The following is a 22,044-nucleotide window of genomic DNA, read 5'->3' as shown; positions in this document are numbered from 1 at the left end:
GACGTCAAGCGACGGCAACGACGTCGAGAATGCGTTGCACCACGCGGTCCTGGTCGATGCCGGCCGCTTCGGCCTCGAACGACAGAATGATGCGGTGGCGCAGCACGTCGAACAGCACCGCCTGGATGTCTTCCGGGCTGACGAAATCGCGGCCGGCCAGCCAGGCGTGGGCCCGGGCGCAGCGGTCCAGGGCAATCGAGCCACGAGGGCTGGCGCCATAGGCAATCCATTCGGCCATTTCCGGATCGAACTTGGCCGGGGTGCGAGTGGCCATGACCAGTTGCACCAGGTATTCCTCCACCGCATCGGCCATGTACAGGCCGAGGATTTCCTTGCGCGCGGCGAAGATCGCCTGCTGGCTGACGCGCCGCTCGGGCTTGGTTTCACCGTTGAGGGCTTCGCCACGGGCCTGCTGCAGGATGCGGCGTTCGACGGCGGCGTCCGGGAAGCCGATTTTCACGTGCATCAGGAAACGGTCGAGCTGGGCTTCAGGCAGCGGGTAGGTGCCTTCCTGCTCGATCGGGTTTTGCGTGGCCATCACCAGGAACAATGGCGACAACTCGTAAGTGCTGCGCCCCACGCTGACCTGGCGCTCGGCCATGGCTTCGAGCAATGCCGACTGCACCTTGGCCGGGGCACGGTTGATTTCGTCCGCCAGCACCAGGTTGTGGAAGATCGGGCCTTGCTGGAACACGAAACTGCCGGTTTCCGGGCGATAGATCTCGGTGCCGGTGATGTCGGCGGGCAGCAGGTCGGGGGTGAACTGGATGCGATGGAACTGGGCCTCGATCCCTTCTGCAAGCTCCTTGATGGCCTTGGTCTTGGCCAGCCCAGGAGCGCCTTCAACCAGCATATGGCCATCGGCGAGCAGGGCAATGAGCAAGCGCTCGATGAGTTTTTCCTGGCCGAGAATCTGCGTTGAAAGAAAGGTTCGCAGCGCAAGCAGCGCTTCACGATGTTCCATCGATGACGGTTCCTGGAGAGGTGAGACTGGGCATTGCGAAAAATGCCAGGCCTGGGGGCGTTACTTTAATGCATCGGAGGGGGTGGAGACTAACGGCGCGGGGGGTATTTTTCGGGAAATGTGGGAAATGTCTGAGGTTTTTTCCGATAGGCGCCTGCCTTTGTGGCGAGGGAGCTTGCTCCCGCTGGGTTGCGCAGCAGCCCCAACAAGGCTGCCGAGTTTTTCCAGGCAGAACGCAGTTGGCTGGATTGGGGCCGCTTCGCAGCCCAGCGGGAGCAAGCTCCCTCGCCACATTGTGCGGATTTGGCAACTAGGCCCGGATATAGGTCCCGGTGCCCTTGAGAATGTTCTGCAGGGTTTCTTCCACTTCGGCCAGATCCGACTCGGCGGTGCCGTGGGTGATTGCCAATTGATCGTGGCCGCCCAATGCATCGGCATCCGCCGCGCCAATCTCCACCAACAGTGTCGTGGCACTCAGGGTGATCTTCAGCCCGTCCAGGGTCGACGGCTCGTAATCCCAGGTGACTTCCACCTCGTCCTCGTCCGGATAACGGGTCACCATGAACATCTCGCCCTTGTCGCCGTGGCAGCAGAGCATGGCCATGTTGTCTTCTTCGTCATCGCACGGGTTGACGATCAGGTGGGCGGTGGTGAGTTGCAATGGCATGGTTAATCCTGTCTGGGGGAGGGCGAAGCAGGGCAATTGTGCCATTGCGGCGAATTTTGTGCTGCATCGTGTGTCAGACCTTGTGGCATGACCTGGCGGGCAATATCAGTCATTTCCGGTACTCGGCGCCCCGGGATTTCTCCGAAAACACCCGGTTGCCCAAGTCGCAACCCGCCGGCAGCGTGCCGATGACCGAATATGTCGCAGCGTCGCAAGCAGCTTGCTTCCTACACTCGTTAAGCTGCGCAACGGATGTGCCTCGCCAGGAGTCTGACCTGCCCGTCGTACCGTCACCTGGCAAGGTGCGCATCTTATGGAAGTTGAATGTGACCTCATTGTCTTGTCCAGCTTCACCCACCTGTCACTCTGAATTCGTTACTGTAGACCGCGAACAGAGCTGACGGTCTCCCCGCAAGGGGATAACACGCGACGCTTCCATCAATAACAAGCCCAAGCGGAGTACCACAGATGGCGTTCTTCACCGCAGCCAGCAAAGCCGACTTCCAGCACCAACTGCAAGCGGCACTGGCGCAGCACATCAGTGAACAGGCACTGCCACAAGTGGCGCTGTTCGCTGAACAATTCTTCGGCATCATTTCCCTGGATGAACTGACCCAGCGTCGCTTGTCCGACCTGGCCGGTTGCACCCTGTCTGCCTGGCGCCTGCTTGAGCGCTTTGATCACAACCAACCGCAAGTGCGGGTCTACAACCCCGATTACGAACGTCATGGCTGGCAATCGACCCACACCGCGGTCGAAGTGCTGCACCACGACCTGCCATTCCTGGTGGACTCGGTGCGTACCGAGCTGAACCGCCGTGGCTACAGCATCCACACCCTGCAAACCACCGTACTCAGCGTGCGTCGTGGCAAGAAGGGCGAACTGCTGGAAATCCTGCCCAAAGGCACCCAGGGCGAAGACGTTCAGCAAGAATCGCTGATGTACCTGGAAATCGACCGTTGCGCCAACGCCGCCGAGCTGAGTGTCCTGAGCAAGGAACTTGAGCAGGTACTGGGCGAAGTGCGCGTTGCCGTCGCCGATTTCGAACCGATGAAAGCCAAGGTCCAAGAACTGCTGGCCGGTATCGACGCCAGCCCGTACGTGATCGACGGCGAAGAAAAAGCCGAGATCAAGAGCTTCCTGGAATGGCTGGTGGGCAACCACTTCACCTTCCTCGGCTATGAAGAGTTTGTGGTACGTGACGAGGCGGACGGCGGTCATATCGAATATGACGCCAACTCGTTCCTCGGTCTGACCAAACTGCTGCGCCCGGGCCTGACGGCCGACGAGCTGCGCATCGAAGACTACGCGGTGAACTATCTGCGTGAGCCGGCCGTGCTGTCGTTCGCCAAGGCTGCACACCCAAGCCGCGTGCACCGCCCGGCCTACCCGGACTACGTGTCGATCCGCCAGATCGACGCCGACGGCAAGGTCATCAAGGAATGCCGCTTCATGGGCCTCTACACCTCCTCGGTGTACGGCGAAAGCGTGCGGGTGATTCCTTACATCCGTCGCAAGGTGACGGAAATCGAGCGTCGCTCGGGCTTCCAGGCCAAGGCGCATTTGGGCAAGGAACTGGCCCAGGTGGTCGAGGTTCTGCCCCGCGATGATCTGTTCCAGACCCCGGTGGACGAGCTGTTCAGCACCGTGATGTCGATCGTGCAGATCCAGGAGCGCAACAAGATCCGCGTGTTCCTGCGCAAAGACCCGTACGGCCGCTTCTGCTACTGCCTGGCCTACGTGCCGCGGGACATCTATTCCACCGAGGTGCGCCAGAAGATCCAGCAAGTGCTGATGGATCGCCTGAAAGCCTCGGACTGCGAGTTCTGGACGTTCTTCTCCGAGTCCGTACTGGCTCGTGTGCAGTTGATCCTGCGGGTAGACCCGAAGAACCGCCTGGACATCGACCCGCTGCAACTGGAAAAAGAAGTGGTGCAGGCCTGCCGCAGCTGGCAGGACGACTACTCCAGCCTGGTGGTGGAAAGCTTCGGCGAAGCCCATGGCACCAACGTGCTGGCTGATTTCCCGAAAGGTTTCCCGGCCGGCTACCGCGAGCGTTTCGCCGCGCATTCGGCCGTGGTCGACATGCAGCACTTGCTCAGCCTGACCGAAGCCAACCCGCTGGTGATGAGTTTCTACCAGCCGCTGGGCCAGGTTTCCGGCCAGCGCGAGCTGCATTGCAAGCTGTATCACGCCGATACGCCGCTGGCGCTGTCCGATGTGCTGCCGATCCTGGAAAACCTTGGCCTGCGTGTCCTGGGTGAATTCCCGTACCGCCTGCGTCATGCCAATGGCCGCGAGTTCTGGATTCACGATTTCGCGTTCATCGCCGCCGAAGGCGTGAACCTCGATATCCAGCAATTGAACGACACCCTGCAGGACGCGTTCGTGCATATCGTGCACGGCGATGCCGAAAACGATGCGTTCAACCGCCTGGTGCTGACGGCCGGCCTGCCATGGCGCGACGTGGCGCTGCTGCGTGCCTACGCCCGTTACCTGAAGCAGATTCGCCTGGGCTTCGACCTGGGTTACATCGCCAGCACCCTGAACAACCACACCGACATCGCCCGCGAGTTGACCCGGTTGTTCAAGACCCGTTTCTACCTGGCGCGCAAGCTCACCGCCGAAGACCTCGAAGACAAGCAGCAACGCCTGGAACAAGCGATCCTCACGGCCCTGGACGACGTTCAGGTGCTCAACGAAGACCGCATCCTGCGTCGCTACCTGGACCTGATCAAGGCCACCCTGCGGACCAACTTCTACCAGGCTGACGCCAACGGCCAGAACAAGTCGTACTTCAGCTTCAAGTTCAACCCGCACGCGATTCCTGAGCTGCCCAAACCAGTGCCGAAGTTTGAAATCTTCGTCTACTCGCCTCGGGTTGAAGGCGTGCACCTGCGCTTTGGCAACGTCGCTCGCGGCGGCCTGCGCTGGTCCGACCGTGAAGAAGACTTCCGCACTGAAGTATTGGGCCTGGTAAAAGCCCAGCAAGTGAAGAACTCGGTGATCGTGCCGGTGGGCGCCAAGGGCGGTTTCCTGCCGCGTCGCCTGCCGTTGGGCGGCAGCCGGGACGAGATCGCGGCCGAGGGCATCGCCTGCTACCGCATCTTCATTTCCGGCCTGTTGGACATTACCGACAACCTGAAAGACGGCGCCCTGGTGCCACCGTTGAACGTGGTGCGCCACGACAACGATGACCCGTACCTGGTGGTGGCCGCGGACAAGGGCACTGCGACCTTCTCCGACATCGCCAACGGCATCGCCATCGACTACGGGTTCTGGCTGGGTGACGCGTTCGCTTCCGGTGGTTCTGCCGGTTACGACCACAAGAAAATGGGCATCACCGCCAAGGGGGCCTGGGTGGGTGTGCAGCGTCACTTCCGTGAGCGCGGCATCAACGTCCAGCAAGACAGCATCACCGTGGTGGGCGTGGGCGACATGGCCGGCGACGTGTTCGGCAACGGCCTGTTGATGTCCGACAAGCTGCAACTGGTCGCCGCCTTCAACCACCTGCACATCTTCATCGATCCAAACCCGAACCCGGCCAACAGCTTCGCTGAACGTCAGCGCCTGTTCGACCTGCCGCGCTCGGCCTGGACCGACTACGACACCAGCATCATGTCCGAAGGCGGCGGTATCTTCTCGCGCAGCGCGAAGAGCATTGCCATCTCGCCACAGATGAAAGAACGCTTCGACATCCAGGCCGACAAGCTGACCCCGACCGAACTGCTGAATGCCTTGCTCAAGGCACCGGTGGACCTGTTGTGGAACGGCGGTATCGGTACTTACGTCAAGGCCAGCACCGAGAGCCACGCCGATGTGGGCGACAAGGCCAACGACGCCCTGCGCGTCAATGGCAACGAGCTGCGCTGCAAGGTGGTGGGCGAGGGCGGTAACCTCGGCATGACTCAGCTGGGTCGTGTGGAATTCGGCCTCAATGGCGGCGGTTCCAACACTGACTTCATCGACAACGCCGGTGGTGTGGACTGCTCCGACCACGAAGTGAACATCAAGATCCTGCTCAACGAAGTGGTGCAGGCCGGTGACATGACCGACAAGCAGCGCAACCAGTTGCTGGCGAGCATGACCGACGAAGTCGGCAGCCTGGTGTTGGGCAACAACTACAAGCAAACCCAGGCCCTGTCCCTGGCTGCCCGCAAAGCCTTCGAGCGCGTGGCCGAGTACAAGCGCCTGATGAGCGACCTGGAAGGCCGTGGCAAGCTGGACCGTGCCATCGAGTACCTGCCGACCGAGGAGCAGCTCAACGAGCGCGCCGCTGCGGGCAAGGGCCTGACCCGTCCGGAGCTGTCGGTACTGATCTCCTACAGCAAGATCGACCTCAAGGAAGCGTTGCTCAAATCCCTGGTGCCGGATGACGACTACCTGACCCGTGACATGGAGACCGCTTTCCCGCCGAGCCTGGTGGCGAAGTTCTCCGAAGCCATGCGTCGCCACCGTCTGAAGCGCGAGATCGTCAGCACCCAGATCGCCAACGACCTGGTCAACCACATGGGCATCACCTTCGTTCAGCGCCTCAAAGAGTCCACCGGCATGAGCCCGGCGAACGTGGCGGGCGCCTACGTGATCGTGCGTGACATCTTCCACCTCCCGCACTGGTTCCGTCAGATCGAAGCCCTGGACCACCAGGTCTCGGCCGACGTGCAACTGGAGCTGATGGACGAGCTGATGCGCCTGGGCCGCCGTGCCACGCGCTGGTTCCTGCGCAGCCGTCGCAACGAACAGGATGCCGGGCGTGATGTTGCGCACTTCGGTCCACACCTTGCCGCGCTGGGCCTCAAGCTCGACGAACTGCTGGAAGGCCCGACCCGCGAAGGTTGGCAGAACCGTTACCAGGCTTACGTCGAAGCCGGTGTGCCGGAGTTGTTGGCGCGCATGGTTGCAGGCACTACCCACCTGTACACCCTGCTGCCAATCATCGAAGCCGCCGACGTGACAGGCCAGAGTGCGGCAGACGTCGCGAAGGCTTACTTCGCCGTCGGCAGCGCCCTGGACTTGCCGTGGTACCTGCAGCAGATCAGCAGCCTGCCCGTGGGCAACAACTGGCAGGCCCAGGCCCGCGAAGCCTTCCGCGATGACGTGGATTGGCAGCAACGGGCGATCACCATTTCCGTACTGCAAATGGCCGATGCGCCAGAAGACATGGAAGCCCGCGTGGCCCTGTGGCTTGAGCAGCACCAGGACATGGCTGATCGCTGGCGCACCATGATGGTGGAGATTCGTGCTGCAGTCGGCACGGACTACGCCATGTACGCGGTAGCCAACCGTGAGTTGCTGGACCTGGCGATGAGCGGCCAGTCGGTGCTGTAACGGGTCTGACTGAGCGTTAAAACAAAAAGCCCGGTATCGAAAGATATCGGGCTTTTTTGCATTTGATTATCGGCGTGTTATCTCAACTTGTGGCGAGGGAGCTTGCTCCCGTTGGGCTGCGCAGCAGTCCCGTTTTTGGGGCCGCTGCGCGTCCCAGCGGGAGCAAGCTCCCTCGCCACAGGTTAAAACAGTGTGATCAATTGCTGCGTAGTAGCTTGGCTTCCAGATGATCCAGATGCCGGGTCATCAAGTAGACGGCTTTGCCGGCATCGCCATGCTCCACCGCATCCACAATCGCCCTATGTTCCTGCCATGCGCAATACGTGCAAGCCTTGGCCTCAAACTGCGCAATCGCCAATGAGGTCAGCGGCACCAGGCTGTTGAGAAACTGTGCCAACGGTGCATTCCCGGCGATGGCTGCCAGTTGCAGGTGAAATTCCCCGGAAAGGCGAATCGCCGGCCCGCGCTCGTCACGCTCGATGCAGTCGCGCTCCCGTGCGATCAACTCCCGCAGTTGGCGGATCTGCGCCGGTTTCGCCTGGGCACACGCCAACTGCACTACGGTGATTTCCGTCAGGCGTCGCGCCTCGAGAATCTGCTGGGTCTGTTGTGCATCCGGTGCCGCCACCTGGGCCCGATGGTTGGGCCGCAGGATGATCACTTGCTGGTGCGACAGCCGCGCCAGCACCCGGCGAATCACGCTGCGGCTGACGCCAAAACTTTGCCCGAGGCTCTCCTCGGTAAAACGGCTGGCGGGGGCGATGCGTTGCTCGAGAATGGCGTCGAACAGTGCCGGGTAGATGTCGTCCACCGAGAGTTTCGGCTTGCCCACCAGGCGCAACGGCGTAAAGGGGAAAGGGGTGTGCAGGGCGTGAGCGGTCATGCGCGGTCTCCTGGAAGTCAGCTACCCAGATGGTCATCCGGGATGTTCAAGCGAATGCCCATGCGCAAGCCTTCCTGCAGGATGTGCCGGCGCATTTCGGCGCTGGCCAGGGCGCTGTTTTTGTTGCGGATCGCGCGCACCACGGCGTCGTTTTCCTGCAAGCGTTCCGCCAGGTGTTCGGGGGAGTTGCGCAGCACCTGGGCGCTTTGCTTGAGGGCGTTGCTGGTTTGTTGCACCACGTTCTGGAAGATCGGGTTGGAGGTCAGGGCGAACAGTTCTTCGTGGAACGCGATGTAGGCGTTCATCCCGGCTTCGCTGTCGCCGGCGTCGAGGGCTTCGCGCATGTCCATCAGGGTCAGGCGCAGTTGCCCGACTTCCTTGCTGCTGATGGATTGCGCCACTAAACCTACGATAAAGGGCTCGAGGGTGTAGCGCAGTTGCAGGATGTCTTCAAGGCTGGCGTCCGCCACGCCGCTGTCCTGGGCCTGGGATTCGCTGAGGGTGGTTTCCAGCACCACCACGCCCTTGCCGGGCATGGAGCGCACCAGGCCGAGGGTTTCCAGCACGATCACCGCTTCGCGCAGGCTCGGGCGGCTGATGCCCATTTGTTCGGCCAGTTCACGCTGGCCGGGCAGCATCTCGCCGCGCCGCCACTGACCCCTCGCCAGGGCGGCGCGCAGTTTTTCTACCACTGAATTGACGACGGTTGACGAGGTAATCACGTGTGGCTCCCTTTAAATTGAACTGTCTGCTTGGTGTGGCGAGAGAGCTTGCTCCCGCTGGACTGCGCAGCAGGCCCATTTTTTGGGGCCGCTTCGCGCCCCAGCGGGAGCAAGCTCCCTCGCCACAGGGGGTGAGTCCGTCTCATCAGAACTCTTGGTGGGCGGGCAGCACCGGTTTCTTGGCCTGGAAGGCATACCCTTGTTGACCGTCCAGCACCTTGTTGGCGCGCTGGATATCGATGTCTTTTTCCCAGCGGGCGATGGCCACGGTGGCGACGCAGTTGCCGATCAGGTTGGTCAGCGCCCGGCCAATCCCCATGAACCAGTCCACCGCCAGCACCAGCACCAGTCCCACCACCGGAATCGCCGGGATTGCGGTGAGTGTCGCCGCCAGAATCACCAGTGCCGAACCCGGAATCCCGTGGGCGCCCTTGGAGGTGATCAGCGACACCAGCAGGATGGTCAGCAGGTCGGTCATCGACAGCGGTGTGCCGGTGGCATTGGCGATAAACACGATGGCCAGGGTCAGGTAGATCGAGAAACCATCGAGGTTGAACGAGTACCCGGTCGGAATCACCAGGCCCACGGTGGAGCTGCCAATGCCAAGGTGTTCCAGTTTACGCATGATCTGTGGCAACACGGCATCGGAGGACGCGGTGCCCATCACGATCAACAGTTCTTCCCGCAGGTACTTGAGCAGCGGCATCATCCGCAGGCCCGACAGGCGCATCACCAGCCCCAGAATCACCGCGACGAACAGGAAGCACGTAAGGTAGAACAGGCCCACCAGGCTGCCCAGGTGTTGCAGGGAATCCAGGCCGTAGGTGCTGGTGGTGAAGGCGATGGCGCCGAACACGCCGATGGGCGCCAGGCGCACGATCATGCCCATGATGCGGAAGATCACGTGGCTCAGCTCGTTGATCAACCGTGAGATGCCGGAAGCGGCTTCGCCCACCAGGTTCAGTGCGCTGCCGAACAACACCGAGAACAACAGCACTTGCAGCACGTTGTTGTCCGCGAAGGCGCCGATCACCGAGTTGGGGATCAGGTCCATCAGGAACTGGCTGGTACCCTTGATGTGTTGGCCACGGTCTGCCAGTTCATTCAGGCCGGCAGACGACAGTTGCTCCAGGTGGATATTGGCGCCGGTGCCGATCCCGGTGCTGAAGGCCATGATCAGGCCGATCACCAGGGCCACGGTGGTCAGTGCTTCGAAGTAGATCACCGACTTGAGGCCGATGCGTCCGACTTTCTTCAAGTCGCCGGCGCCGGAAATACCGCTGACCACCACGCAGAATACGATCAGGCCAATCAGCATTTTGATCAGCTTGATGAAGCCGTCACCCAGGGGTTTGAGTTGCGAGGAGAATTCAGGGAGGGCGAGGCCGCAGATTATGCCGATCACCAGGCCAATCACGACTTGCAGGAAAATCGAACGCGAGCACCATCTGAGCATGGGAAGGATCTCTATTCGGTGCCCTGGTGGGTCCAGGGCTTAATTGTTGTGGTCTGACCGGTATGTCCAGTGCGGGGCCAGTCTACGCTCGGTTTTTTTCAAGTCGCAAGTAAATATTACGCGGATGGCAGGTCCCGGTCTGACCAGTTGGTCCGCAAGGTTCGTACTTGAGCGGTTGGCGGCCCGGAATTTTTTTCGCTTATCATCCCGGGCTTGGTTCACAGGGTGAGTTATGGATATTCCAGGATTGATCACGGACGCGGCGGGCGTCACCAGCTGTACGTGGCGCACGGCGGCGCCGGAGTACCCGGATTACCACGACCACGAATGGGGCGTGCCGGTGGCCGATGACATTGCGCTGTACGAGAAGATTTGCCTGGAAGGTTTTCAGGCCGGCATGGCGTGGATCACCATCCTGCGCAAGCGCGAGGCGTTTCGCCGGGCGTTCGAGGGCTTTGATTTTCGCCGAGTGGCGCAGTACACCGAGCAGGACATCGAGCGATTGGTGGCCGACCCGGGTATCGTGCGCAATCGCGCCAAGATCGTGTCCACCATCAACAACGCCCGGCGCGCCTGTGAGCTGGTGGATGAGACCGGCTCGCTGGCGGCGTGGTTGTGGTCGTTTGAACCGGCCGCCGATGAGCGCCCGGCGGTGGTGGACATGGCGTACTGGACGGCCAACCCCACGTCAGCCGCGTCAACACGTTTGTCCAAGGCCCTGAAGAAACGTGGCTGGAGCTATGTGGGCCCGACCACGATGTATGCGTTCATGCAGGCGATGGGCATGGTCAACGACCACCTTGAAGGCTGTACCTGCCGGTCTCGAATCGAACACCTGCGCCACCACTTCAAACGACCCTGAGCCACTGACTGTGCGCGGTTAAAACTGTGGGAGCTGGCTTGCCGGCGATGGCGGTGGATCAGCAAACACAACTGTGTCTGATGCACCGCCATCGCCGGCAAGCCAGCTCCCACAGGAGGGTGCGGTGGCGCGGGTTAGTGGGGCAGCGGCGTGAGCACGTCGGCCTTGTCATCCATCACCATCACTACCAGCAGTTTCGCCGGTTGGGTCTGGCTGGCATTGCTGGATTCAAAGTGCCGCGAGCCGGCAGGTTCATAGAACGACTGGCCGACCTTGTAGGTGATCGCCTTTTCATCGTTGACCCGCGAGGTGATTGCACCTTCCAGCACATAGGCCACGGCCGTGCCGGTGTGGCTATGGGGCACGGTGGCCTGGCCCGGCGCATAGTCCACGGTGAGCATCACGGTTTTCTTGCCGGGTACGTTGGCCAGGGCGTGTTCCTGCAACACGTTGATCTTTTCCTGGTTGTACACCGGGTCGTGGGCAAAGGCGCTTAACGAGGCCAGCAGCAGGGTGGTGCCGAGCAGTACTTTCATGGTGAGGCTCCGAGTGAGTCGAGACCCGTTCACCCTAGGCCCCGATCCGGATTTGACCAATAGCCAATCCGGCGGAAATTCCCTCAGCCAATCTGTCGCAGGATATCCCGCACCACGTCCAGCGCCGGGTCAATGTCCAGGGTTTCGATCGCGCCAAACCCGATCTTCAGTCCCTCGCGTACCGGTGTGTCGTGGAAAAACACGCTCAGCGGATAGAGCCCCACGTCAGCCTCCCGTGCCAATTGGGTGAGCTGCGGAATATTCACCGGCACCTTGCACAGTGCGGCCAGATGGAACCCGGCCACGGTGGGCACCACGTCGAACCACGGCGAGAGGTCCCCCGCCAGGCGCTGCAGAATCCGTTCCCGGCGCCCGGCATATACCCCATGGCAGCGCCGAATGTGCTTGAGCAGGTAGCCTTCGCTGATGAACTTGGCCAGGGCCCATTGCGGCAGGGTGGAGCTGTGCTGGTCGGTGAGTTGCTTGGCCTTGAGCACCGCGCCGAAAATCGCCGGCGGCAACACCGTGTAGCCCAGGCGCAACTCCGGCAGCAGGGTTTTCGAGAAGGTCCCGACGTAGGCGACCACGCCGCGGGTGTCCATGCTTTGCAGGGAGTCGGTGGGGCGGCCCTCGTAGCGGAATTCGCTGTCGTAGTCATCCTCGATCACGATGGCGCCCAACGCCAGCGCACGTGCCAGCAACGCCTCACGGCGCGGCACGCTCATGGGCATGCCCAGGGGGAACTGATGGGACGGTGTCACGTAGATCAGCCGCGTGCCGTCGGGAATCAAGTCGACCCGCAGGCCGTGTTCGTCCACCGGCACGCCCACCACGGTCGCCCCCATGGCGTCGAACATCAGTCGCACCGGGGTGTAGCCGGGGTCTTCCATGGCGACGACGGTGCCCGGTTCCAGCACCACGCGGGCGATCAGGTCAAGCGCCTGCTGGGCGCCGTTGGTGACTACGATGTCGTCTTCGCTGCACCTGACCCCACGGGAAAATGCGATATGCCCGGCGATTGCACTGCGCAGGGCCGGCAAGCCTTCCGGCCGGCTGTAGAAGCCGCTGTCCTGTGAGATACGGCGCAAGGCATCGAGGGTGCAGCGCCGCCATTCATCCTGGGGGAACTGGCTGCGGGCGGTGGCACCGCCGATAAAGTCCCGGCTCGGGCGGGTTTCACGGTTGGGGTGACCCATGGGCGCGGGAAGGGCCTGCCACTTGGCCAGGTTGGCGGCGCAGGCAAGGTCGGCGGCACTTTGCAGGTGTTCGCGGCGCGTGGCCCAGGCGTTGACGAACGTGCCACGGCCGATCCTGCCGACCAACAACCCTTCGTAGGTCAGCGCCGCGTAGGTGTCTGAGACTGTCTTGCGCGACACGCCCAGTTGCAGGGCCAGCAAGCGGCTGGGAGGCAATTGCGCCCCGGCCACCAGTTGTCCCGACTCAATGGCCGCGCGCAATTGCTGGTAAAGCTGTTCGGCCAGGTCCTTGCGGCCCTTGATAACGACGTGCAGTTCCATGTTTCATCCAGAGGCAAGCAATCACCCGCAAGATTACCGCAAGTCACCCGCCAGCCGAATCAGGACAGGAAACCACCGTCTACATTCAGCGATACACCGGTGGTGTAGCTCGACGCGTCGCTGGCCAGGTACAGCACCGCGCCGGCCATCTCGCTCGGGTCGGCCACGCGCTTGAGGGGGATCTGCGCCAGGGCCATTTTCAGGATCGAGTCGTTCTTCACCAGCGCCGAGGCGAACTTGGTGTCGGTCAGGCCCGGCAGCAGTGCGTTGCAACGAATGCCGAACGGCGCGCATTCCTTGGCGAAGACTTTGGTCATGTTGATCACCGCGGCCTTGGTCACCGAGTAGATGCCCTGGAATACGCCCGGCGAAATCCCGTTGATCGAGGCCACGTTGATGATGCTGCCGCCACCGTTCTCGCGCATCAGCTTGCCGGCTTCCACCGACATGAAGAAGTAGCCGCGAATGTTCACGTCGACGGTCTTCTGGAATGCGCCCAGGTCGGTGTCCAGCACGTTGCAGAACTGCGGGTTGGTGGCGGCGTTGTTGACCAGGATGTCCAGGCGGCCGAACTGTTCGCGGATCGCGGCAAACACGTTGGTGATCTGTTCCATTTCGCCGATATGGCAGGCAATTGCCGTGGCCTTGCCGCCGTCGGCGATGATCGCGTCGGCCACGTGCTGGCAGCCGTCGATCTTGCGGCTCGACACGATCACGTGGGCGCCTTGCTGGGCCAGCAACTTGGCGATGGCCTCACCGATACCGCGGCTGGCGCCGGAAACGAAAGCAATCTTGCCGTCGAGGTCGAACAGTTGGGTCTTGGACATGGTTTTTCCTTGAAGAGGGTCAGAGGGAAGACTGTTTGATGACATTCAGGCTCATCTGCTCAAGCAGCTTGTTCATGTGAATGAACTGTGCAAAGCGTTTGTCCTGGGTCTGGCCATGGAAGAAGCGGTAGTAGATCTGCTGCACGATGCCGGCCAGGCGGAACAGGCCGTAGGTGTAGTAGAAGTCGAAATTGTCGATCTGGATCCCGGAGCGTTCGGCGTAGTAGTCGACGAACTGGCGGCGGGTAAGCATGCCGGGGGCGTTGCTCGGCTGGCGGCGCATCAGTTGCACCGGGGCCGGGTCGGCCGCTTCGATCCAGTAGGCGAGGGTGTTGCCCAGGTCCATCAGCGGGTCGCCGAGGGTGGTCAGTTCCCAGTCCAGCACGCCGATGATCTGCATCGGGTTATGCGGGTCGAGAATCACGTTGTCGAAGCGGTAGTCGTTGTGGACGATGCTCGAGGTGGGGTGGTCGGCCGGCATCTTGTCGTTGAGCCAGGCACGTACCGCTTCCCAGCTGGGGGCGTCGGGGGTCAGGGCTTTTTCGTAGCGGTCGCTCCAGCCGCGAATCTGCCGCTCCACATAACCTTCGGGCTTGCCCAGGTCGGCCAGGCCGCAGGCGCTGTAGTCGACCTGGTGCAGCTCGACGAACTTGTCGATAAAGCTTTTGCACAAGGCTTCGGTTTTCGCCGCGTCCAGGCCCAGTTCCGGCGGCAGGTCCGAGCGCAGGATGATCCCCTTGACCCGCTCCATCACGTAGAACTCGGCGCCGATCACCGACTCGTCGGTGCAGTGCACGTAGGCCTTGGGGCAATACGGGAAACCGTCCTTGAGCTGGTTGAGAATCCGGTATTCGCGGCCCATGTCGTGGGCGGACTTGGCCTTGTGGCCAAAGGGCGGGCGGCGCAGCACGAATTCCTGGCCGGGGTATTCCAGCAGGTACGTCAGGTTGGAGGCACCCCCGGGGAACTGGCTGATTTTGACGCTGCCGCTCAAGCCCGGGATATGGGCCTTGAGGTAGGGATCGATGAGGCTGGCATCAAGTTCTTCGCCGGGGCGAATCTGGGTCGATTGGTCATTAAGCGCCATGCTTATCCCTTCTGCTTATTCTTAAGGCCTTGGACTATTGGCTAATCTAATGCGCGCGGCCGCCAAGCCACAAGGTTGGGGCGGCTTAATAGGTTAGCGTGTTGGCCGATGATCAGCGGGCTTGATGTGCTCAGATCACCAGAACTGCGCGCCCGCCGGGGTTGCAGGACAGGTTGGCACCGATTTCGACTTTTGCCAGGTCGATGCCCAGGCCGGCGAGCAGGTTATTGACCAGCGGGTCGAGGAGCGGGCTGAGCAGTCCGGAGATGATGCCGCTGAGCAGATTCAGTACGCCGGTGACCAGGCCGACCACCAGGTTCAGCACCAGCCCAATCAGTCCGCCCTGTGTCGGTGGATGGTTGATCAACTGGATGCCATTGAGGGTGTTGCTCAAGCTGCCCACCACGTTGTTGGAACTGAAACTGAAGTAGTCCGGGGGGCTTTTCAACTCGGGCGGCGACAGGTAAGTGTGGTTCCGGACGGTCTTGGCCACGCTGCTGTCGATCTTCAGGCTGATGCCACCCACGCCATACGGTTGCCGGGGATCGCAGACACCGTTGCTACAGGTCTTCACCCCAAGGTCGAGTAATGGGAATTCGTCAACGTTCAGTGGTGCTGTGGAGGAAAACAGGTTTTTTGGGTCGATCTGGCCCACCATCAGCCTAACCGCCGAGGTGGTACCGAGCACCGACAAGGCTTTGTCCGCAGGCCCATTGCAGCGATATCCGGTGACCGTGCTGCTGCCGCTGGCGGCTTCCAGTGCTACATCGATTTGCTGGCCGATTTTGGGGTCAAAGGAGCTGCCTAACAAGAGGCCCACCAGCGCCGTTACCCCGCCCAGTAAATCGTTCACCGCGCCGATTGCCGGCAGTTTCACCGAGATCAACGTCCTGACTTGCGCGGTCCTGACGTAGATCGGCTGGGTGGCGATCAGCTTGGGGTTACCTATGGCGGAAACCTGTGCCGGTTCAATGACCTTGGTCTTGACCGTGATATTCAGCAGTCCCAGCACATCCACCGGCAGCTCCACCGCGACCGCGTTGTACTTGTTCGACAGTTGCACAAACCCCTGGATCAGGTTGAATAGTTGCAGGTTAACGTCCAGGGCGCTCTTGTCGGTGCCGTTCTGGATGGTCAGTAGGTCGCCCAGGTGCAGGATCTTGGTGCCGGGTGCAATCAGCTTGATCGCTTCCAGGTTATTGATCACCACCTTGACCGCATCGCCCCCCAGCTTGAGTACATCTATCGCGGCCTGGATCAGATCGCCGACGCTGGCGTCGGTCTTGAGCAACTCGTCGTAGTTGCCGGCGCTGACCTTCAATTGAATCGCCAGCGCGTCCAGGTAACTGAGCAGGTTGATATCGGTATTGATCAGGCCCTTCCAGCCCACCGCGTCGAGTTGCAATTTGCCCCCCAGCAGTCCGCCGATCAACGCATTGAGTGCGGCGGACTTGGTGCTGTCCACTGTCAGCAAGGTGCTGCGGATGGTCAGTACGGCCACCGGGGGCGCGGGCACGGCGGCCACGGCCACTGCCTGCAACCGGATGGTCGGCTCGAAAGGGCCGGTGGAGAGCAGCATGAACAGGCGGTTGGCGATACTGGTGACGACGCGGTGGGTGGCGATGACCTGGATCGCATCGGACCTTGAGGGATTGGGGCTGAAGGCGCGCATGAAGTCAGCCCCGGTGACCAGGGTGCCGCAGGTGGTCGCCAGGGTACGGTCTGCGTTGAGCGGGAAATCATTGCGGGCTGCGCTTTGGATCGCGAATTGCGCGGCGTTGGTATTCGGCGTCACGCAGGCGCCGCCGCGGGTGACCACTTCCAGGGCCGCGGTGTCGGCAACCCGTTGCAGCTTGCGCTTTTCCAGGTACAGCCGGCCGCTGTCGACCACCACCAACAGGAACAACAGTGCGATCCCCAGGGTCATCGCACCCATCAGTCCTATTGCGCCGCGTTGGCGGACCGAGCCGGGTCCTTGGCAAACCATCCTGCGTTCCTTCGCCGGTCCAGTACCGGCATCCTGAGTATCCCCTCAGGCAGTGTAGTCAGGTTTTGCAAGGATTTATGGCTATTGGCCATTATTTTCGCGGAGGCAGTGCCACGGGCGTCAGCACAGGGCGGCCGGCAAAGTATTCCAGCAGGTTGTCCGCCACGCGCTGCACGGTGTCATGAGCGGCTTCCGGTGACAGGCCGGCGACGTGGGGCGTGAGCACGGTATTGCTGAGGCGCTTGAGCGCGTCGGGCACGTTGGGTTCATCGTCGAACACGTCCAGTGCCGCGCCGCCGATGCGCCGTTGCTCCAGGGCGGTAATCAGGTCGGCGGTGACCACCACGCTGCCGCGCCCGATGTTCACCAGGAAGCCGTTGGGGCCCAGCGCGTCGAGGGCCTGGCGGTCGATCAAATGTCGCGTGCTGGCGCCGCCCGGGGTGGCCAGGATCAGGAAGTCCGAGGCCCGCGCCAGTTCCACGGCGGTGGCGCAGTAGGTGTAGTCCACGTCCTCGCGGGGCTGGCGGTTGTGATAACTCACCTCCATGCCAAAACCCAGGGCGGCCCGCTTGGCGATTTCCAGGCCCACGGCGCCCAGGCCGAGAATGCCCAACTGTTTGCCGGCCAGGGAAGGGCGCATTATCTTGGGCCATTCGCTGCGCCGTACTGCTGCGTCCGCCCGGGGAATGTCCCGCACCAGGCACAGCAGCAAAGCCATGGCGTGGTCGGCCACCGACGGCGCATTCACCCCGGCGCCATTGGTGACCACGATTCCACGGTTGCTGGCGGCTTGCAGGTCCACGTGTTCATACCCGGCGCCGATCACGCAGATGATCTCAAGCAGCGGCAGCGCGGCGATTTCCTCGGCGTACAGGCCCAGCGGGCCACGGGTAAGCACCGCCTGGACCTGCCCGCCGTGGGTCTTGATGGCCTTGGCGCGTTCGGCCGGGGTGGGCGCAAGAATCACGTGAAAGCCATTGCCTTCGATGATCGGCAGGTAGTCGTTGATGGTTTCAACCAGGACCAGAACGGTGACGGGCATCGGAAGGTTCTTCCTGAAGGATTAGAGGCTTGGATTATGCGGGATTTGTAGTCCCGATCGTTTCTTTACCGCAGAAAAATTTCATTTCTCACCAGCCTAATCTGATTTTCCAGACCGCTCGTCCCAGGCCTTTTTACTGCCGCAGACTTCGACGACTTTCCTTAGCAGAGACGTCATGGATGCATGTTCCTGCCACCCCCGAAATCGTCGAGTGGACCCCTTATGGCTACAAGCACAGCCCATCAAAAAACCTAGCTTGGGAAGATATTGTCAGCAGCACCCGATACGGCCCGGCCAAATACAAGCCCGGTATAAATATTGAAAAGCTTGAGCGAGAAGCCTATAAAAATGGAGTGCCAAGCACTCATGCAAAACCCTGGAAACTCAGGGAGTATCCGCAAGTCATAGGTGCCAGTGATGGCAAGCCCAGTTACTGGGTTCGAATTGAGTCAAGCGCGGGCGTCATACATGGTCATCCGATTTCCGAGCAGGAATTCAGGAGGTTAACAAGTTGATCTCACTAGGCTTTATTGACGGAAACGTCACCCATGATGATCTCTCCATCTTGCAGGATGGGGCGATGGAGAGTCAGGTTCACCTGTTGAAAGAGGACATGCTTCAGGTTGAATACGCCGGTGGGCTTATATTGGATGTCGGCTGGTACCCCTCCTTCGATACCCATGGTGGGTTCCGCATCAATGTAATAAGAAATTACGACTGGGACCGCCCAGTGATTGCGTTAACGGCGCACGCAGCCGGTGATCTGGTGGAGCAACTGGCTGTTGCGCAGAGCGCGATCAATGGCGAACTGCGCAACGTATTGAGAACCTCGGCTTAGGTAAAGCTCCAGGCTTTAGAAGCAGATATCGTCAGCTTTCACACGCTGCACAAATGCCCCGGCCAAGGTTGCGTTATGGTGCTCGATAATCGATGCGGCCGATAACGCCGGAGTGTCCATGCAAGTATGGGCATCCTCCGGCAGCAGCACCGAGAACCCCAGCTCCACGGCCACTCGGCACGTCGTGTCGATGCAGTACTGGGTTTTCATCCCGACGATCACCAGTTCATTCACCTGTGCCGCCGCCAGTTGCTGCGACAGCTCGGTGCCGAGAAAACAGCTGGGCCGGGTTTTATTGAAAACCGTGTCGCGAGCTTCATCAACCTCCAGTGCTGGCCATAGTTGCCAAAACGGGCTGCCCACCTCGATGGGCGAACCCGCAGGGCCGGTGTGACGTACAGCGAAAACCGGCACGCCAGCGTGTCGGGCGCGCTGAATCAGCTGGTTGATGTTGTCGAGCACGCGCTGGCGTTCGTAGGGTTTTTCCGGACCATCGTACAGACCGGTCTGCATGTCGATGATCAGCAGGGCGGGGCGCTTGTTGTCAGGCATGGTACTGCTCCTTGTGTTTGCCAGATGGCGGAGCAATAAAAAGGCCCCGTCCATTGCTGGCGGGGCCTTGGGTAAATCCGGGTGGCTTAGTTTGCGCGCCACTCACCGCTACCACACGACCCGCCGGAAGCGGTCGTGGTGGTGGTGCGGGTGAGGGCCAGCTGAATAAGGTTCATGGGCCGATCATGCTGGCGCTGGCGTTTGGCTGTCAACGCGTCAGCCGAGGTTTTTTTCCGGGATCAGGAGATTCCTGGCGGCAGCGAGGAATTCATCAGACAGGCCGTTGCCTTTGGTCGCACGGGCCAGGGTGAGGGCGCCGACCATCGTCGCGTACTGGGCAATGGCGGCCTGCCGGTCACCTTCGGGGGTTCCGGTGGCCTGGGTAGCGGCCAGGATGCCCATGGACGCTTCAAAGCCCCGGATAAAGCTGCGTTGCAACGCGCTGTCGGCGGCTTCATGGCACATCTCCCCGGCAAAAGCCGCAACCGGGCAACTGTCCCCGGGGTTGTCACGATTGGCGGCCGACAGATACGGATCAATCAACGCCAGGCGCGCAGCCTCGGGATCAGGGCTTTGCTCGACCCTGGCCTGCCAGCGCTCGCTCGATTGCTCGAATGCCCGGTTGCAGGCTTCCGTGGCCAGCGCCTCGCGGGACTCGAAGTGCCCGTAGAAACCGCCATGGGTCAGCCCGGCGGCGGCCATCACGTCCGACACGCTGATGCCATGGATGCCCCGTTCACGAAACAGCCGCGTGGCGGCCTCGACGATGATTTCGCGGTTGAGTTCGGCTTGTTTGCGGGACACGCGTGGCATCGAGGGCTCTCTGGATCAGGTGGTGGCAGTGATGGGTGGCATCATAAAACGTTTAGCTGGCGTACTGCGCGATCCCGTTGCCGAACGACCAGTTTTCCTTCTTGACCTCCACCAGGCTGATAAACACATCTTCCAGGCGCACCGCCAGTTCACGGTTCAAGCTCTCGGCGATGGTCTTGTACAACAGCTTTTTCTGCTCGGTGCTGCGGCCTTCATTCAGGGTGATCTGGATGATCACCAGGTTGTCGGTGCGCTGGATGCCCAGGTACTCCGGGTCATAGATGAAGTGGTGTTCATCGTGCTCGGTGAGGATCTGGAAGTTGTCGTGCTCAGGCACGCCGATGGCCGTGTGCATGGCGTTGTAGATCAATACGCCGACGCGCTTGGCGTAGGTGACGTCGGGGTTTTTCCGAAGGTCGATGCGCACGATTGGCATGGCAGGTAGTCCAGTGAGGGGCGTGCTTTAAAAATACATGACGTGATGAATTTATAAAATAGATTTCTTGTGAAATGTAAAATTGACGCTGCCGGAAACGTCTTCAATCCTCTGCACTGCACAACCATTCCTCAGCTAAGTCTTTGCTTCTTCAAGCGAATCCCGGACAATCGCGCCCCTGTTTCGGTCGTGGCGCTGCCTGTCAGGTTTTTCTGACTCGTCTCGACTGAGTGAATGCGGAGATCCGAACGGATGAATGATCAGGCCAATAGCGTCGACGAACGCTACGCAACGACACCTGCAACCCTCACAAGCTGGAGCCGCCAGGACACCACCTGGATGCTCGGCCTGTTCGGTACGGCCATCGGCGCCGGCACCTTGTTCCTGCCGATCAACGCGGGCCTTGGCGGTTTCTGGCCGCTGGTGATCCTCGCGCTGCTGGCATTCCCGATGACGTTTTTCGCGCACCGTGGCCTGACCCGCTTTGTGCTCTCGGGCCGTGAAGGCTCGGACATCACCGACGTGGTCGAAGAACATTTCGGCCTCAAGGCCGGCGCCGCGATCACCTTGCTGTACTTCTTCGCGATCTTCCCGATCCTGCTGATCTATAGCGTGGCGCTGACCAACACCGTCGGCAGCTTCATGGAGCATCAACTGCACATCGCGCCGCCACCGCGGGCGATCCTGTCGCTGGTGCTGATCCTCGGCCTGCTGGCCGTGGTGCGGTGTGGCGAGCAGGTGATCGTCAAGGCCATGAGCCTGATGGTGTATCCGTTTATCGTCGCCTTGCTGTTCCTCGCCGTGTACCTGGTGCCGCACTGGAACGGCGGCATCCTCAGCACCGCCAGCACCGTGCCTGCCCCGTCGGCGCTGCTGCACACGCTGTGGCTGGCGATTCCGGTGATGGTGTTCTCGTTCAACCATTCGCCGATCATCTCGGCCTTTGCGGTGGACCAGAAGCGCCAGTACGGCGAACACGCCGAGGAACGCAGCTCGCAGATCCTGTCCCGGGCACACATCCTGATGGTGGTGATGGTGCTGTTCTTCGTGTTCAGTTGCGTACTGACCCTGTCGCCGGCGCAACTGGCCGAAGCCAAGGCGCAGAACCTGTCGATCCTGTCCTACCTGGCGAACCACTTCAGCAACCCGACCATCGAGTTCGCCGCGCCGCTGATCGCGTTTGTGGCGATTGCCAAGTCGTTCCTGGGCCATTACATCGGCGCCAGTGAAGGCCTCAAGGGCCTGGTGCTCAAAAGTGGCCGTCGCCCGGCTGCCAAGACCCTGGACCGCATGACGGCTGCCTTCATGCTGGTGGTGTGCTGGATCGTCGCGACCCTCAACCCTAGCATCCTCGGCATGATCGAGACCCTGGGCGGGCCGATCATTGCGTCGATCCTGTTCCTGATGCCGATGTACGCGATCCGCAAGGTACCGGCGATGGCCAAGTACCGTGGCCAGGCGTCCAACGTGTTCGTCACGGCGGTGGGCTTGGTGGCAATCACCGCGCTGATCTACTCGTTGATGTCC

General features: G+C 61.3%; 19 protein-coding genes. 5 read left to right on the top strand and 14 right to left on the bottom strand.

The features are described 5' to 3' along the window. Positions 1-4: 4 nt before the first annotated feature. Both JV201_RS16465 and JV201_RS16460 read right to left on the bottom strand, forming a co-directional pair. Positions 5-964 carry a MoxR family ATPase gene (locus JV201_RS16465; RefSeq protein WP_003218556.1) on the bottom strand — a complete coding sequence of 320 codons (960 nt, stop codon included), beginning with the start codon at positions 962-964 and terminating at the stop codon, positions 5-7. 310 nt (positions 965-1,274) lie between these two features. After that, the gene (locus JV201_RS16460) at positions 1,275-1,631 is read right to left on the bottom strand and encodes a hypothetical protein (protein WP_003212949.1); all 357 of its coding nucleotides are present in this window, start codon (positions 1,629-1,631) and stop codon (positions 1,275-1,277) included. Positions 1,632-2,099: 468 nt separating this feature from the next. Between JV201_RS16460 and JV201_RS16455 the strand changes: the two genes are divergently transcribed. After that, positions 2,100-6,959 carry an NAD-glutamate dehydrogenase gene (locus JV201_RS16455; RefSeq protein WP_003212956.1) on the top strand — a complete coding sequence of 1,620 codons (4,860 nt, stop codon included), beginning with the start codon at positions 2,100-2,102 and terminating at the stop codon, positions 6,957-6,959. 196 nt (positions 6,960-7,155) lie between these two features. On the opposite strand, the gene JV201_RS16450 is transcribed toward JV201_RS16455, so the two are convergent. From JV201_RS16450 to JV201_RS16440, 3 genes are all read right to left on the bottom strand, one after another. Then, entirely contained in the window at positions 7,156-7,842 is a 687-nt protein-coding gene (locus JV201_RS16450) for a GntR family transcriptional regulator (RefSeq protein WP_219405728.1), read from the bottom strand. Between the two features lie 17 nt (positions 7,843-7,859). Next, the gene (locus JV201_RS16445; protein WP_003212959.1) at positions 7,860-8,564 is read right to left on the bottom strand and encodes a FadR/GntR family transcriptional regulator; all 705 of its coding nucleotides are present in this window, start codon (positions 8,562-8,564) and stop codon (positions 7,860-7,862) included. A 145-nt stretch (positions 8,565-8,709) separates the two neighbouring features. Further along, complete coding sequence (locus JV201_RS16440) at positions 8,710-10,020, bottom strand: C4-dicarboxylate transporter DctA (protein WP_008433031.1); 1,311 nt, start codon at positions 10,018-10,020, stop codon at positions 8,710-8,712. 232 nt (positions 10,021-10,252) lie between these two features. On the opposite strand from JV201_RS16440, the gene JV201_RS16435 reads away from it, so the two are divergent. Beyond that, the gene (locus JV201_RS16435) at positions 10,253-10,882 is read left to right on the top strand and encodes a DNA-3-methyladenine glycosylase I (protein ID WP_023658908.1); all 630 of its coding nucleotides are present in this window, start codon (positions 10,253-10,255) and stop codon (positions 10,880-10,882) included. 134 nt (positions 10,883-11,016) lie between these two features. Here JV201_RS16435 and JV201_RS16430 read toward each other — a convergent pair whose 3' ends face one another. The 6 genes from JV201_RS16430 to JV201_RS16405 all read right to left on the bottom strand — a co-directional run bounded on the left by JV201_RS16430 (position 11,017) and on the right by JV201_RS16405 (position 17,878). Next, a complete protein-coding gene (locus tag JV201_RS16430; RefSeq protein ID WP_003210770.1) occupies positions 11,017-11,418 on the bottom strand; it encodes a cupin domain-containing protein in 402 nt (133 codons plus the stop codon). 83 nt (positions 11,419-11,501) lie between these two features. Beyond that, on the bottom strand, positions 11,502-12,935 hold the full coding sequence (locus tag JV201_RS16425; protein WP_219405727.1) for a PLP-dependent aminotransferase family protein: 1,434 nt from the start codon (positions 12,933-12,935) through the stop codon (positions 11,502-11,504). 59 nt (positions 12,936-12,994) lie between these two features. Continuing rightward, positions 12,995-13,762, bottom strand: a complete 768-nt coding sequence (locus tag JV201_RS16420; protein ID WP_003210776.1) for an SDR family oxidoreductase — start codon at positions 13,760-13,762, stop codon at positions 12,995-12,997. A gap of 19 nt (positions 13,763-13,781) precedes the next feature. Beyond that, positions 13,782-14,849, bottom strand: coding sequence for a phosphotransferase family protein (locus tag JV201_RS16415; protein WP_177008208.1), 1,068 nt, complete (start codon positions 14,847-14,849; stop codon positions 13,782-13,784). A 130-nt stretch (positions 14,850-14,979) separates the two neighbouring features. Then, positions 14,980-16,836 (bottom strand): pilus assembly protein TadG-related protein, encoded by a 1,857-nt coding sequence (locus tag JV201_RS16410; protein WP_219405726.1) that lies wholly within the window; start codon positions 16,834-16,836, stop codon positions 14,980-14,982. Positions 16,837-16,927: 91 nt separating this feature from the next. Further along, complete coding sequence (locus JV201_RS16405) at positions 16,928-17,878, bottom strand: 2-hydroxyacid dehydrogenase (RefSeq protein ID WP_087692887.1); 951 nt, start codon at positions 17,876-17,878, stop codon at positions 16,928-16,930. A 29-nt stretch (positions 17,879-17,907) separates the two neighbouring features. On the opposite strand from JV201_RS16405, the gene JV201_RS16400 reads away from it, so the two are divergent. Continuing rightward, complete coding sequence (locus JV201_RS16400) at positions 17,908-18,393, top strand: hypothetical protein (RefSeq protein WP_177123106.1); 486 nt, start codon at positions 17,908-17,910, stop codon at positions 18,391-18,393. Next, entirely contained in the window at positions 18,390-18,716 is a 327-nt protein-coding gene (locus JV201_RS16395) for a hypothetical protein (RefSeq protein ID WP_003210784.1), read from the top strand. Before JV201_RS16400 ends, JV201_RS16395 begins: the two co-directional genes overlap by 4 nt. A gap of 15 nt (positions 18,717-18,731) precedes the next feature. Here JV201_RS16395 and JV201_RS16390 read toward each other — a convergent pair whose 3' ends face one another. The 3 genes from JV201_RS16390 to JV201_RS16380 form a co-directional block, all read right to left on the bottom strand. Then, entirely contained in the window at positions 18,732-19,268 is a 537-nt protein-coding gene (locus JV201_RS16390) for a cysteine hydrolase family protein (protein WP_087692888.1), read from the bottom strand. Positions 19,269-19,484: 216 nt separating this feature from the next. Then, positions 19,485-20,081, bottom strand: a complete 597-nt coding sequence (locus tag JV201_RS16385; protein WP_102369272.1) for a TetR/AcrR family transcriptional regulator — start codon at positions 20,079-20,081, stop codon at positions 19,485-19,487. 52 nt (positions 20,082-20,133) lie between these two features. Continuing rightward, complete coding sequence (locus tag JV201_RS16380) at positions 20,134-20,517, bottom strand: tautomerase family protein (protein WP_003210790.1); 384 nt, start codon at positions 20,515-20,517, stop codon at positions 20,134-20,136. Positions 20,518-20,769: 252 nt separating this feature from the next. On the opposite strand from JV201_RS16380, the gene JV201_RS16375 reads away from it, so the two are divergent. After that, on the top strand, positions 20,770-22,044 hold a 1,275-nt coding region (locus tag JV201_RS16375), incomplete at its 3' end, for a serine/threonine transporter (protein WP_008433015.1).

Source organism: Pseudomonas sp. Colony2 (assembly GCF_019382755.1).
Classification (GTDB): Bacteria; Pseudomonadota; Gammaproteobacteria; order Pseudomonadales; family Pseudomonadaceae; genus Aquipseudomonas.
This window is presented reverse-complemented; position numbering and strand designations above follow the sequence as displayed.

Coding starts and splice junctions, on each gene's coding strand:
- JV201_RS16465 (WP_003218556.1), bottom strand. CDS start 964: ATGGAACATCGTGAAGCGCTGCTTGCGCTGCGAACCTTTCTTTCAACG.
- JV201_RS16460 (WP_003212949.1), bottom strand. CDS start 1,631: ATGCCATTGCAACTCACCACCGCCCACCTGATCGTCAACCCGTGCGAT.
- JV201_RS16455 (WP_003212956.1), top strand. CDS start 2,100: ATGGCGTTCTTCACCGCAGCCAGCAAAGCCGACTTCCAGCACCAACTG.
- JV201_RS16450 (WP_219405728.1), bottom strand. CDS start 7,842: ATGACCGCTCACGCCCTGCACACCCCTTTCCCCTTTACGCCGTTGCGC.
- JV201_RS16440 (WP_008433031.1), bottom strand. CDS start 10,020: ATGCTCAGATGGTGCTCGCGTTCGATTTTCCTGCAAGTCGTGATTGGC.
- JV201_RS16435 (WP_023658908.1), top strand. CDS start 10,253: ATGGATATTCCAGGATTGATCACGGACGCGGCGGGCGTCACCAGCTGT.
- JV201_RS16430 (WP_003210770.1), bottom strand. CDS start 11,418: ATGAAAGTACTGCTCGGCACCACCCTGCTGCTGGCCTCGTTAAGCGCC.
- JV201_RS16425 (WP_219405727.1), bottom strand. CDS start 12,935: ATGGAACTGCACGTCGTTATCAAGGGCCGCAAGGACCTGGCCGAACAG.
- JV201_RS16420 (WP_003210776.1), bottom strand. CDS start 13,762: ATGTCCAAGACCCAACTGTTCGACCTCGACGGCAAGATTGCTTTCGTT.
- JV201_RS16415 (WP_177008208.1), bottom strand. CDS start 14,849: ATGGCGCTTAATGACCAATCGACCCAGATTCGCCCCGGCGAAGAACTT.
- JV201_RS16410 (WP_219405726.1), bottom strand. CDS start 16,836: ATGGTTTGCCAAGGACCCGGCTCGGTCCGCCAACGCGGCGCAATAGGA.
- JV201_RS16405 (WP_087692887.1), bottom strand. CDS start 17,878: ATGCCCGTCACCGTTCTGGTCCTGGTTGAAACCATCAACGACTACCTG.
- JV201_RS16390 (WP_087692888.1), bottom strand. CDS start 19,268: ATGCCTGACAACAAGCGCCCCGCCCTGCTGATCATCGACATGCAGACC.
- JV201_RS16385 (WP_102369272.1), bottom strand. CDS start 20,081: ATGCCACGCGTGTCCCGCAAACAAGCCGAACTCAACCGCGAAATCATC.
- JV201_RS16380 (WP_003210790.1), bottom strand. CDS start 20,517: ATGCCAATCGTGCGCATCGACCTTCGGAAAAACCCCGACGTCACCTAC.